Genomic DNA, 363 nt, shown 5'->3' on the forward strand with positions numbered 1-363 from the left:
CCGTGCGCTTAAACAAGAGTTGGTAAGAGGAAAGTTTTTTGACTTTGAAGGTTCATGCTTCACACAAAGTCTTTACCGTCCATTTACACAACAGTGGCTTTATTATAATCGTAGTTTCAATGAAATGGTTTTACAAATACCGAGGATATTTCCAATAGGAAAAGCGGTTGAAAATAGAGTAATACAAATTTCTACTGTAGGAGCAAGATGTGGTTTTTCTATTTTAATGACTAAGAATTTGCCTGACGTATGTGTAATTGATAATAGTCAATGCTTTCCAAGATATATTTACGAAGATAGCACGATCTCAAAAGATACAAACAAGAAACAATCCCATTTATTTACAGAAGCAAAAGCAACAGC

The 363-nt window shown here is 33.9% G+C and carries 1 protein-coding gene; it reads left to right on the forward strand.

Annotation, left to right across the window (positions count from 1 at the left end; translation table 11 throughout):
* Positions 1-363: type ISP restriction/modification enzyme (locus BN338_RS12440; RefSeq protein ID WP_039762301.1), on the forward strand; the 363-nt coding region annotated here is incomplete at both ends.

Source organism: Bartonella queenslandensis AUST/NH15 (assembly GCF_000312585.1).
Lineage (GTDB): Bacteria > Pseudomonadota > Alphaproteobacteria > Rhizobiales > Rhizobiaceae > Bartonella > Bartonella queenslandensis_A.